Here is a 12,004-nt window from a genome sequence, read left to right as displayed (position 1 = left end):
CGCAGGCCATCCAGCACGATCCTGATCTTCTCTTCGGATGAATAATGCTTGCGCGTCGCGCGCTTGATGTCTTTGACGATCTTCTCGCCAGGGCTCTTCGTTGTCTTTCTCATCATCCACTCCTCAGTGGCTACGATGAGCAACAAACACTCTCTTAGCAATTGACCCTATTTGGACCCACAAGCGCTGACGTCAGACAACATGAATGTTCAATGGTGAGAGCCATCTCCCCGCCTTGCCGTCTCCTTTTAGTTCAGCCTGTCGGGCTTCAAAACATCCTTGCACTGCATCATGAAAACTCAAACGTTTAGTATGCAAACGCTGTTTCTCACGTTCAATGATTGGGTCACGCCCAGCACGGACTACCTTGCGTGCTTGCGCGGCTTGTTCACGTGCCTCGGCAATACTAACATCAGGCCAGCGCCCCAGACCCATTTCACGTCGTTTACCGTACACCACGATACGCAACATCCAACGGCCCGCCCTTTTGTTGTGCTTAACCAACCACAGACCTTCACCATCTGCGAACTTGCCCTGATTAAGTTTACGAACCTTAAGTGCACTTAAAGCAAATCGTTTCACAGCCAACCACCTTCCTAACCACCCTTTGAGGTGTGCTTGGAGGTGTATCAGTGTTCACCCATATTGTCACTATGGCTATATAAATATGGGCTATTATGGCTTGTGAGAAGGTATGAGAAGCTATGATGTTGGTGCGGGGTTATCCCCACCCGCACCACTTTTCTGGACCTGACGCTTGTGACGGTTTTGGTTATCCAGCAAAGACGGTGATCCGCCTAGTAGTCTTTTTCAAAGAAAACACCGACTGAACTGTCACCGTTGGACTTGATTTGCCCTCGCGCTGTGACGGATTTGGACAGGTCGATATTGACAGAAACACCCGCTGTGTTGGTGTTTCCGATTGTGACGTCTGTGTAGATGTTGTCGCTGATGTACTTTCCCAACCGTAATCCGGTTTCGCCCTGCGCGTTGGTCGTCACGTCCAGATCATCCAGACCAAAGCCGCGCCGGAATTTGGAAATAAGCCCTTCGCCGCCTTTACCTGCCAAGGTTCCAACGGCTTGCGCCAATTGCAAAGCTTGAAATGCAGAGAGGTTGCCAGCACTTCCGTTGAAAAAAATCTGCGCCAACACTTCGTCTTCGGGGGCCGCCGGTGTCGAGGTAAATGACACCTCTGGTTGCGATGCAGGTCCTTCGATGATGATGCTTGCCGTGCCAAGTGTGGTGCGCGTGGTGGCTACGAACCGCAGTATGGGATCCAGACTGCCCTGCAGTGCTATGCTGCCTTCGTCCAGTGCAAACCGTTTGCCCAATATGTCCAAACGTCCGCGAATAAGATTAAACCGACCTGACGAGATAACCTGATCGGTGCGCCCGCTTAAATTTAACGCGCCGCCCAGTTCCGCATTCAATCCGCGGCCGCGTACGAACACCCGCGACAGCGCATTCACCTGAATATTCAGCCCCAAAGCTGTGGGGTCGTTTCCCTTTGGGGCGTCGGTGCCGTCTGTTTTGTTCAACCCAGCCCGTTGGATGGTGCGACGTACCGCCTGTGAAGGACTGCGATGTGATATCTGCGGAACGATGGCAAAACCGTTGCCAACAGATGTAGGCACTTGAATATTTGTCTCACCTACGTCGATGCGACCCGAAATGACACCACCCCCCGTCAGCGGGCCGCGTAAATTGAGGGCACCGTTGACGGTTGTGTCGTACAACGAGGGATCGGTCAGCCGTACGGCATCCAACGATATGGCCAGGTCAGCGGGAAGGTTGCCTGTCAAGGTAAGCGGTCCGCGTATTGTCAGGCGCCCTCCCGAAGATACATCCGCCGAGACGTCGATCTGTGCACGCCCCCGGTTGAAGGCGATTTGTGACTGGATACCTGTCAGGGATATATTTTGTGTGGGCACAGACAGTTGCGCCCCTGTCGTGGACAAGCGGCCCGACAAAGATGTCAGTGCGGCAGGACCTTGCATCGCAAGATCAAAGTTCGCCAATCCCTGCACGTTGCGTGGTGCCAAAAAGGGGTTTGCCAAGGCCAGAGGGGCCAATCCTTTGGCTGTCACGTTCATGTCGCCGCCTGCGCCAACACGGCCTGACACATCTGCGCGCAGCCCACTCAACCCGCGCAATGCGGTTTCAATTTGCCAAGCCGCACCTTGCTGTGCGGCGGTGCCTTCCACGTTAAGGGGGCCGTTGATCAACGCGCCGACGGCAGCCACATTCGGAATGCTCAGGCTGTAGCTGACCTTTGGGGTGGGCCCTGTCACGGTGCCAGCCACGTCGCCGGAAATGCCGTAAGGGGCCGTTAACTTCGTATCAATATCCCAGACACCGGCTGTGCGTTTGGCCGTGCCAGACATAGTCGCAGCACCGCGGAATTGACTGGCGATGCGTTGAACCTGTGGCAAATACAGCTTGAAGTCCAAAGCAGGTGCAGGCCCGGTTGTGCGACCCTTCAAGGTGGTTTCGGCGTCAAACGGGCCACTTAGGGCCGTGTCGATGCGCCAACCCTGTGTGTCTTGAACGGCTTGGCCGGACAAGGCAATCGCACCTTTCAGGCGTGCATCAATCGCCGAACTGTCGGCAATGCGCAGTGTGACGTCAGCCGTAGAGGCATTTGTTTTCAAAACCGCAGAACCGCTGGACTGAAAGGCATCATTGCGAAGCTCGAAACGGGGAAGCCGCGTGCCAGACGCGTCGCGTATCACGTCTATGGACATGCGGGTGACACCGGCCAAGGCATTGTCAGCTTGTTCTATGCCCGTTTCAAAGTCAGTGGTTTTGCCGTCCAATGTCAGATCGAATGATCCGCCCAAATCCAACGTTCCAGCGATTGCTGCCTCGGCTTGCCCCGCCAATTCCAATCCTGCCAGCTTTGAAAAACGTGAAAGATTTTGGGCGTCCAAAAACAAGGCCAGTTCGGTTTCAAACGCATCTGAAAGACCTGCGGTGACGACTGTTCCGCCGAGCTGATACTGCGATCCTGCGACGTTTATCTGGTCCAGTCGCAAGGCGCCGTTGGTCTGATAGCTGATCCCGAAAGCGCCAGAGATTTGATCGCCCACGGCGTCTTGCATTGCGGCGTCATCAAAGGCAACACCGCGTGTGGAAAAGGTAACATCGGCTTGCAAGTTCTTTTGTGCAGATGCGCTGTTTTCCAAAGCTCCGTTAATTTGCAACCGGGTTTCACGTAGGGTTGCTTCGGATGTGACAAGGTTGCTGAGATCAAACCGGGCATCGATGTCCGGACTTTGCGCCGCATCATAGTCGACTTGCAGTTTGGCACGATCAATGCGTGTTGATCCATTTGCAAAGGGCAAAACCACGGGGCCGTTTTCCACGGGTTCAATCTGCCCGATGACAGCGATCTGTGTGGGCCAATAACTTGGGTCCAGGGCGATTTTCCCCTGCAAGGCCAAAACCCCTGATCGCAGGTCTAGATCAGACAGGGTCAGCGCACCGCTTTCGTCTTGGTTTCCAATGGCCTGTACCGTGGTGCTGTCGCCAAAAAAGGCGCGGTAGGTTTCGGGCAAAAGCGGGGATAAATCACCCTGGACATCTAGTGCAAAATCACGGCCGGTGTCAGTGTCGCCTTGCAACGTAATCTGTCCTGCAAGCCGTTTGGCACCGCCCGTTTCCAACGAAATGTCCGTTACCAGATCGTCCAGTTGCCCCTCACCGGCGATTTGTAGTCGCAATGCAGGACGGTCAGGGATGTTCAAAAGTCGGGCTACGATGCCATCCTTGGCCTCTTTTAGGTCAAAGTTGATGGCTGCGGTTTGGCTGGCGGCTGCGTAACTGGCGTCGATAACAAACTGGCCATCTTGCCCGTCAATGCGCGCCGCGTTTAGCGTGACGTTGCCCGAACCACCGGACAACTGCGCTGCGGCCTCCATGGTCAGTTCCGCTTTTTCCCCCAGAATGGAAGGCCCCAAGGTGATCCGGTCCAGTTTTAACAGATCAATTTCGACAGAAACGGGCAAATCAGGTAAGGCGAACCCGCCTGCTTCTGCGGCTGGCGTATCGTCGGTGTCCTGAGACGCGGGCAAGCGGGTAAGTTCTAGCGTCTTGGCGCTGAGTTGCTGGACTTCGATGCGCCCTCGCAGCAACGCGGACCGTGTCCATTCCAATTGAATGTCATCAAGGGCCAACCAAACACCATCATCATCCGCGAAGGTGATCTGTTCGATGGTTGCCACACTGCTTAGCGCACCCGCGAACCCGTCCACGCGGACACGGCGGCCTTCGCCCCCAAGGGCGTCTTCAAGCAGGCCAACGATGAACCCGCGATCTTCCTGTGACGTTTCTGCGTCAGTGGCGCCGGTGTCTTGCCCGAAGGCCGGAATGCTAAGCAGGATTGCCCAAACGGCAATAGCCCAAATGGCCGGTATCACGTGCATGTAACGCCCCATCAAAACGATTGTCCGATCCCGATATACAACGCAGCCCCACCAGATGTGTCAGGACCGCTGACAGGGACACCAACGTCCAATCGCACCGGGCCTATGCCGGTGTCGTAGCGAATGCCAAGGCCTGCGCCGGTTTGCCAATCCCCGGAAGACGCGTCAGGGAATTCTTCGGATCCAATATAGCCCGCATCGTAAAACCCCACGATGCTTAGTTTGTCGCCGGTTTTGACCCGGATTTCGCCCGACAGCCCCAAAAACGAGCGTCCGCCAACCGTGTTCCCGCCGCCAATATCGACACCAAGCGATTGAAAATCATGCCCGCGTACCGTGCCGCCACCGCCCGAGTAGAACAGAAAATCTGTTGGCGCTTCGGACAGGGATGGACCGACCAAAAACCCAAGCTGCCCACGCAACGCAAAGGTGACGCGTTTGGCTTTGCCGAAACTGTGGTAGGTGCGGGCGTCCAGAGATCCACGTAAGCCATTCGCGCTGCCTTGCAGGTTCAGAAACGGGGTCAGGGTTGCGTTGGCATAGTACCCATCCTTCGCATTTAAGCTGTCGTCGCGGTAGTCGAATTCGGCGCCAAGCGGCAAGGTCAGAATGCTGTAAGATCTGCGGCCAAAGGCGTCTGTGGTGTCCGCAATATCCAGACCGATGCCCAGCGTGTATTCGCGTTGTGCCGACGCATAGCGGTGTATTCCGGCCTCAAGAGAAAAGCGGTCCAGCGCAAAATTTGGTTCTTCCAGATTGGACAGCTGTCCATCGACATAGAAATCGGTGTCTTCATTAAACGTCGCGGGACGTCGGAACGCGACGGTCAGATCAAAGTCCTCGCCGCCCGTGTCGCCCCCGATGCCCGAGATGTCGGCCCCGATGCGCAAACGCTCTGCGCCGCCAAGCAAGTTACGGTGCAACCAAAATGCGCTTAGGCTTAGCCCGTCCTGGGTTGAAAGCTCGGCTCCAAATCCAAACCTGCGCGGTTTGTTTTCGGCGAATTGCGCGATGATATCCAACTGGTCCCCGCCTGTTACCGTGTCTGCCTCTGACAGCGCGACAACCGAAAACACACCAGTGCGGCGCAGACGGGTGGCGACCAAATCCAGTTTAGCGGGATCGTAAACTGTGCCTGTTTGCAGACCGGCAATGTCGATGATGCGCTGTGTGCGCATGCGTTCATTGCCAGTGATTTGTAAATCACCAAACCGAAGACGAGGCCCGGGTGCAAGCGTTACATCGACGTCCAGCCGCCCGGTATCATGATGTGCTGTGATAGATTGCGATTGGACATTTGCCTTGGCGTGCCCTGCATTTCGCCAAGCCTGCGTGCCTTCAGTGGCCGCAGATTGCAGGGTGCCTGTTGATGCGGTTTGACCGGTTGCAAAACCTTCCGGCAATTGTGTGCCTTGTGGCAACGGGGCAATTCTTGCAGTGCCGAACACAAACGGCCGCCCAGTCGTGACGCGCAGTTCAACGGTGCCGATTTGGCGCGGGGGTTGCACAGGCGACAGTGTCGCCGCTTCACGTCCATCGATAAGGATGGAAACCGTCGGCGCGAAGTATCCGCGGTCATACAACACAGCCACAAGACGTGCATAGTCGGCTTGTGCTGCGGCGATCACATCTTGTGCGGCGGGGGCGCCTTCTTCTGCTTCTGCAAGCGGGGTCAAAAGTGAATTTTGGCGCAACGCGTCTGTCAGCGCGTTCGTTGTGATGCGAAATTCAAATGCAATCCCGATTGTTGGAAGCAGTGCAAACGCCAGAGCAATCGCAAGATGTTTCATTTGGATGGAGCGCCCCGTGACTGGATTGGCGTGAATGGATTGGCATAACAGGCAGTATGACACTAACGCGCTTATGGCACCAATGGTTCAGAGCTTATACCAGTCGGGCGATAAAAATTTGTTGATGGGCGGAATCCGGACCCTGCAGACGGGCACGATCAGGGGCATTGATTTTGAGCCTCCAGCATTCGGATGCGTGATCAACGAAAAAAGGTCGATGCCTGAACATCGACCTTTCCCTGGCACGTCTCGGGACGTTGTGATCAGCTGACGGGAGGCCAACCCAAAGCGCGGGAAAATGGCAAATCACCGCCGCGAATGACGGAATTGCTGCGCGGCTTTTTGGACAGCAAAGCCATCGGCCAGAAAGCACGTGACATATACCGCCCGCCACTGATCACCGAAGATGAACGGCTTTTCTTGGACAGAAGCGGCATGGGCCAGAACCAACGGGACCGCGCCCCCGATTTGCCCTTGGCAGATGTTTTGGTTTTGCGTTCGCTGAGCAGCCGAAATCCGAGGCCGACGGTCACGGGACCACCCGCATATCCGGTGCGGCTGCTTCGTACGGTCAGAAAGTGGGGGTGTTCCTTCAAAACACTTGAAGCACGTTGCGGGCCGTCTGGCATGTAGTAATCATCAACCACACCATCGACAGCGATGGCATTGCGCTGGGCCATCATGTCGCGCACGATCGTCGCAGCTGTCAACGGCTTGTATGTGGCACGCACCACAACCAAGGCGCGCCCGTCCTTGATCTGTTTTGCATATGCGTCTTGCGCCGATGGATGCACCAGTGCGGCGTCCATTTTTGCATGTAGATCAGGAGTGTCCGCCGAAATTACAGATGTTGCACGACTGGGCACGCCACGAAAGATTACTCTTTCGGCGACGTCCTGTGCTGTTGCTTCGTCTTGAAACAAACGTGTTATGATTGTTGTCATGATACCTCCACCGGGTTTGTGTGTGTGTTCGAGACGTCAGAACCGGGTGCGCACTGGTTTGGCTGATCCAAGCGACGCTGCATGAAAAGCAGTGTCACCAAGACAGCCAGGACTAGGAATATTATCTCGATCGTGAAAACTACGTTATAGGGCGCTTCAACGCTTAATCCAGTCGCGCTGTGTGTGCCCACGATGATGTCGCGTACAATACCTGCCGCTGCGATGCCCAATCCGGCGCAACTGGCTTGCACAGCCCCCCATGCACCCAAAGCAAGTCCGGTTTGGTCCTGCGTGGCTGCACGTAAGGTGGCTGTTAAGGTCGCATGCCCGAACAGTCCTGCCCCCAATCCTGTCGCGAAAGTTCCGATGAGGAACAAGGGGATGCCAGCCCCCAAAGAGGACGCAATGATAGCCGCAAACCCCGGTATTCCGATGGTCGCACCGATCAATGTATAGCGGGTGGGCGTGCCGCCTTGGCTTAATCCTTGTGATGCCAATGCGAAGCCGATCAAAGTGCCAGTTGCGAATAAGGCTGTCAGCTTGGTGGTGGCCGCGACAGACAGCCCCAAAGCTTGGCCACCGTAAGGTTCTAGCAAAACATCGGCCATCCCGAAACCAAAGGTGCCAAGACCTATCACAACAAGCAACGCCATCATTCCGGGGGCTTGCATCAAAAGCGCCCAGGCTTGTCTGAACTGCATGGGACGCGCAGCCTTCATGGCTTGGGCGCGTATCCGGTCACGGGTTTCCTGTTTCCACATGGCGCATAGGTTCAGGGACACAGTGACGACTGCCGCCCCTTGAATGACCTGAACCAAGCGGCCCGGGGTATAGTTTTCCAAAAGTGTCCCAAACACGAGCGCACTGGCAACCATCCCGACCAAAAGCATCACATACATCAAACCGACAACTTTTGGCTGATCTTCCTGTTTGACCAGATCGGTTGCCAGCGCAAGCCCCACGGTCTGAACCATGTGAACACCAGCGCCAACCAGTAAGAATGAAAGAGCCGCAGAGGAGTATCCAAGCCAACGTGGCGCATCAAAACTGTCACCGTATCCAGACAAAACCAACAGTGAAAAGGGCATAATGGCAAAGCCGCCAAACTGGTACAGCGTCCCTTTCCAGATGTAGGGAAGACGACGCAAGCCCAAGGCGGATACATGTACATCGGATTTGAAACCGATCAACGTTCTGAAAGGCGCAAAGATAAGCGGAAGCGCCAGCATGACCGCAACAAGCGACGTTGGCACACCGAGTTCGACAATCATGACACGGTTCAACGTGCCGACGATCAGAACCAGCGCCATGCCAACCGTAATCTGAAACAAAGAAAGCCGCAGCAATTGCGACAAGGGGACCTCGTCCGTGGCAACATCCGCGAATGGCAAATACTTCGGCCCGAGGGACGATAATTTTTGAGCAACAAGAGAGCGGTAGTTGAACATCGGCTTCAAGCAGGTCCTGCACAGGCTGCGCCAATCGCGATAATGCTGGCGAAACAAATGCGTAAAAGCTGAAAAGGGGCAAAGCCCGCAGCGGTTGGCTGCAGGCTTAAAGTTTTACTCTGTGATTTTCAAAGAGGCGTGTATTTCCGGCCCTTTAAGCGTCGCCTGAACCGGCGTGCCGTCAGGCATGATGATAGTCACATCGCGTGATCCATCTGCGGCCGGAATGACATAAGCCGCTTTGGCCGTGTCAGGGTCCGCCAGCATGGCCGCTGATGCTTCCATATCACCTGCGCCCAGCTCTTTGCCGGACAAGAAATCAGATACCCAAGATGTGTTGCTCAAGACCGCAACATGTACGGCAAAAGAGCCGACTGCCACAGCGCTGAGGAACAGGGGAACACCAACTGTTGGTTTTACGACCAACCACATTTTTGCATTGTTCATGAGTTAGCCTCCCTTATCCGAGCCAAGGGGTCGCAACCGCGACCAGAATGTGAGCGAGCAAGGCAATCGCGCCGAAAACGCGTGTCCCATCGATGAGGTAGCTATGCACTTCCTCAGCCTCATCCAGTGTTAGGCCTGTTGGCCATACTTTGTCGTCATTTGCCACGTTTGGATCCTCCGTAAATTTGACGCAAGCATCAGTGGCTGCCGCAAACGCAGACGATGGCCACTATAGGTTAAAAGACGCACACTGTATCATCCATACTGTACTCAAAGTTTTACATTTTCAAGTGTAAATAAAAAATGACACTTTTGGACGCGCTGCCAAGTTTGTGTATTTTGCTGATTTGGCCGTCTTTGCAAACGCAAGGTCCTAAAGCATTCGGGCCTATGTGCCATTGAAAAACTCATGACGGATTTCTTGTGTATGTGTTGAAGTGAAAATCCGGCTCTTCGAGAAAATCAGCTACAAAATGCTGTACCAGTTCAGCGTTTTGCTGATCAAAACCAATTCCTGCTGACTGATTGGCCGCGGCTTTGCACCCAGCGGCAATCGCGTCTTGTACAGATGCGCTTTCCAGTGCTTTTAAGACTGCGTGTTCGACGGCATTTTGAAAATCTTTGGATCCGAAAGGATTGAAATACCGTCGGGTATCTTTTCGTGCCATGACGGTTGTCATGACGTGGTTCAAAGCCTCCGTGGACAGTTCATTTTTGTTTAGAAAGTCGCTACAGCCCTGCCGAAAAGCCGATACCGCCAGCGCAGTTTGATCCTGGCCAGAAATCATAATAACAGCCGCATTTTTGTTGTTTTTATTGTTTTGGATCATATTGAGCGCATCCAACCCGTCGCCTTCTGACAGGTTGTAGTCGACCATAATGACGTCAAAGGATGATTCGCCTATAAGGTCCGCCATAACGGACAAAGTCGGAGCCTCTTCAATGGTCACGTCCAGATTGGAACGCTCTGTGAACCGCCGAATAAGCTTTCTATCAGTCGCGTCATCGTCCAACACCAACGCTTTGATTGGTGCTGTTGTCGGTTGGCTGTCGCCGATTTGAAATTGCATTGTATTTTGCCCCACTACCTAACCCATGAACAAGGATGGGGGAGAACCAATGCGGATATCTTAACCCATGTTCAAATTCTGATACCAATTTGAAGAGCATTTGAAATTTGGTTTCAGCACGTTTTGTGAAAGGGCGGTTTGGCGTAGACTTTGGTGTGCTTTTAACTCTGGATGCGAATAAGTCGCCCAGAAAAATCAGCTTGCCAGCGGCAGGTGAATTTCAACAAGGGCTGCCTGGGTTGAGGCTGAATCTTCAACATCCCGCCAGGTTATTGAACCTTGGTAAATCGCTGCGATTTTTTGCAAAATGGCTAATCCCATGCCGCTGCCCTCAATAGCGTCGCGCGATTGCAAAGTTGACATGGGTTCCAAAACTTTGCCGCGATGCGCGAAGGGAATGCCGTGACCTGCATCCGCGACATGGATGACACAACACCCATCGGCCTCGTACACTTGGACCTCAAAGGGTGGTGCACCGTGTTTTTGTGCATTTGACAAAAGAATATCAAATATTCTTCGAGCATCATCTGGTCCACATCTAATCTTCGAAAGCTCGATGCGCGTCGTCGTGGTGCCGTTTGTGCCCATTCCGAGCTTTTGCAAGCTTTTCTCGACAACTGTGGCGATCGAAATAGTTTCGATGTTCTGAAGTCTACCGACCCGTGAAAACTCCAAGAGATCAACCAACATTCGGTCCAAGCGAACGCTTTGGGTTTTCATCATCGTGATGTTTTCCGACATCAATGGCATCAATTCTGGTGCATGTGACACAACATCTTCTTCAATCCAGGTGGGAAGGACGCTCAAGGCGCGTGCACATGCCCTTAGATCGTGCCCTAAGATGTGCACAAATCGTTCAAAATCGTCCGCATCGCATACAGTTGCCGTTTGATCAGATGGGTCGGTCAACTCTTTGTCCCTTGTTTGCTGCAAAACGATCACGCCAAGCATCAAAAGTGTAAAATGAGTAAAGCTTGGTAAGTTTAATCGCAGGTTAAAACCGAAAGCGGGAGGCGCATAAAAGCGTCGAATGAGTTTCCCAGATAGTAAAAATTTTAGGAATTAGGTTTGCAATTCGAAGATGCATTTAACCATTGATTTGCGCTTTTTGAGCATTGTCCCTGTCAAGCACCAACACGCAACCGAGGAATAGAACCATGCTGTCTTCCAGTTATATTGAAACTGAAAATGATGTTTTTTTCGGGTCGGCCAACTCTGCGAGTGTCTTGATTATCGACGACAGCGAGTTTGATAGAAAACGCATCCGTCGGTTGTTTCGCGATGCCGGACTGAATGTGTTCCTGGATGAAGTTGATACAATCAGCAACTTGCAAGAGATGTTAAATGAAACCAGCTATGATATTGTTATAATAGATTATAATCTTTCGGAAGGCACGGGTATAGATGCCGTTACACTGTTGCATAGCCATCCGGAACACGCAGACACAAAAGCGATCATGATCACTGGTGATGATCAATCCAATGTTGCCGTTCAGGCCATGAAAATGGGTTGCGAGGATTATATCTCAAAAGCGCAGATGACGGCGGAACGGCTGAAACAGGCTGTGGTTACCTCTATCAGAAAACGCGCGGCGGCTCAAAATTCTTCGGCGAAAATGGAGCTGATGGTTCAAGATCTGGCCAAAGATGTTCTAAGTGACCTGTCGGGTATTCTTCAGCCAAAACTCGCAAACATGCTGCGCGACTTACGCGCTTTGAAGCGTCAGTTAAGTCAGCCCGATACCAATATCCCCGAACGGTTGGAAAACATCGATAGAAACTGTATCGAGATGTGGAATGCGTTGGCCAAAGCCCCAAATTTATGTGCGGAACTCAAAACGGACAAGAAATTGCACTAAGGTTTAAAGACGGATCTGG

At 53.3% G+C, this 12,004-nt stretch carries 10 protein-coding genes; 1 reads left to right on the top strand and 9 read right to left on the bottom strand.

The window, feature by feature from the left end:
* Positions 1-192: 192 nt before the first annotated feature.
* The 9 genes from ABJL60_RS20150 to ABJL60_RS20110 form a co-directional block, all read right to left on the bottom strand.
* The gene (locus tag ABJL60_RS20150) at positions 193-582 is read right to left on the bottom strand and encodes an Arm DNA-binding domain-containing protein (RefSeq protein WP_348374140.1); all 390 of its coding nucleotides are present in this window, start codon (positions 580-582) and stop codon (positions 193-195) included.
* Positions 583-797: 215 nt separating this feature from the next.
* Positions 798-4,427: a translocation/assembly module TamB domain-containing protein gene (locus tag ABJL60_RS20145; RefSeq protein WP_348374139.1), complete on the bottom strand. Its 3,630-nt coding sequence runs from the start codon at positions 4,425-4,427 to the stop codon at positions 798-800.
* Positions 4,428-4,438: 11 nt separating this feature from the next.
* The gene (locus ABJL60_RS20140; RefSeq protein WP_348374138.1) at positions 4,439-6,217 is read right to left on the bottom strand and encodes a BamA/TamA family outer membrane protein; all 1,779 of its coding nucleotides are present in this window, start codon (positions 6,215-6,217) and stop codon (positions 4,439-4,441) included.
* 263 nt (positions 6,218-6,480) lie between these two features.
* Complete coding sequence (locus tag ABJL60_RS20135; protein ID WP_348285811.1) at positions 6,481-7,161, bottom strand: hypothetical protein; 681 nt, start codon at positions 7,159-7,161, stop codon at positions 6,481-6,483.
* Complete coding sequence (locus tag ABJL60_RS20130; RefSeq protein ID WP_348374137.1) at positions 7,158-8,609, bottom strand: BCD family MFS transporter; 1,452 nt, start codon at positions 8,607-8,609, stop codon at positions 7,158-7,160. Before ABJL60_RS20130 ends, ABJL60_RS20135 begins: the two co-directional genes overlap by 4 nt.
* A gap of 114 nt (positions 8,610-8,723) precedes the next feature.
* Entirely contained in the window at positions 8,724-9,056 is a 333-nt protein-coding gene (locus ABJL60_RS20125; RefSeq protein ID WP_348374136.1) for a light-harvesting protein, read from the bottom strand.
* A 13-nt stretch (positions 9,057-9,069) separates the two neighbouring features.
* Positions 9,070-9,222 carry a light-harvesting antenna LH1, beta subunit gene (gene pufB / locus ABJL60_RS20120; protein WP_108829195.1) on the bottom strand — a complete coding sequence of 51 codons (153 nt, stop codon included), beginning with the start codon at positions 9,220-9,222 and terminating at the stop codon, positions 9,070-9,072.
* Between the two features lie 241 nt (positions 9,223-9,463).
* On the bottom strand, positions 9,464-10,069 hold the full coding sequence (locus tag ABJL60_RS20115; RefSeq protein ID WP_348374135.1) for a response regulator: 606 nt from the start codon (positions 10,067-10,069) through the stop codon (positions 9,464-9,466).
* 252 nt (positions 10,070-10,321) lie between these two features.
* On the bottom strand, positions 10,322-10,867 hold the full coding sequence (locus ABJL60_RS20110) for a HAMP domain-containing sensor histidine kinase (RefSeq protein ID WP_348502187.1): 546 nt from the start codon (positions 10,865-10,867) through the stop codon (positions 10,322-10,324).
* Between the two features lie 416 nt (positions 10,868-11,283).
* Between ABJL60_RS20110 and ABJL60_RS20105 the strand changes: the two genes are divergently transcribed.
* On the top strand, positions 11,284-11,985 hold the full coding sequence (locus ABJL60_RS20105) for a response regulator (protein ID WP_348374133.1): 702 nt from the start codon (positions 11,284-11,286) through the stop codon (positions 11,983-11,985).
* The last annotated feature ends 19 nt before the right edge of the window (positions 11,986-12,004 follow it).

The organism is Ascidiaceihabitans sp., from assembly GCF_039986515.1.
In the GTDB taxonomy this organism is placed as follows: Bacteria; Pseudomonadota; Alphaproteobacteria; order Rhodobacterales; family Rhodobacteraceae; genus Ascidiaceihabitans.
This window is presented reverse-complemented; position numbering and strand designations above follow the sequence as displayed.